General features: G+C 65.2%; 1 protein-coding gene. It reads left to right on the top strand.

The features are described 5' to 3' along the window. Nucleotides 1–713 (top strand): AsmA family protein (locus HLUSI_RS0125455; RefSeq protein ID WP_016836615.1); only part of this gene is annotated, 713 nt, incomplete at both ends.

Here is a 713-nt window from a genome sequence, read left to right on the forward strand (position 1 = left end):
GTTGCGCGGCACGATCACCTCGCAGCAACTGCGGCTGGCCGATCTCGGTCCTTCCGTGGGCGCCGGTACCGCGTCAGGAAATGCGCGAAGTCAGCGTCGCGACAAGCTGCTGCCGGACAAGCAGTTCCGCGCCGAACGGTGGGCCGCGCTCGACACCGACATCGCCTTCAAGGGCAAGAAAATCATCAGCAACTTCGCCGCACTGCAGGACGTCGATACCGTCATTCGCATGCAAGACCGCGTGCTGAACCTGGCGCCGCTCAACTTCGGGCTGGCCGGCGGCAAGGTGACCACCAATATTTCGCTGGACGGCCGGCATCAGCCGATCGCCGCGCAGATCAAGCTGGCCGCGCGCCAGGTCAAGGTGCGTGAGCTGTTTCCGAAGCTGAAGTCGATGCAAGCCAGCTTCGGCGAGATCAACGGCGACGCCGCGCTGACCGGCCACGGCAACTCCATCGCGGCCATGCTGGGCACCGCGAACGGTGAGGTCGGCGCGGTAGTCAGCGAGGGCGCGGTCAGCAAGTTCATCCTGGAAGCGGCCGGCCTGAATATCGCCAACGCCATCTTCGCCAAGGTATTCGGCGACAAGCCGGTGCATCTGAACTGCATGGTCGGCGACATGGTCGTCAACAACGGCCGCGCCGACATGCGCCGCTTCATGTTGGACACCGACGACACGCGCGTCGCGGCAACGCCGACGACTGCGCCCTGGT

Origin of the sequence: Herbaspirillum lusitanum P6-12, from assembly GCF_000256565.1 — a bacterium.
Classification (GTDB): domain Bacteria; phylum Pseudomonadota; class Gammaproteobacteria; order Burkholderiales; family Burkholderiaceae_D; genus Herbaspirillum; species Herbaspirillum lusitanum.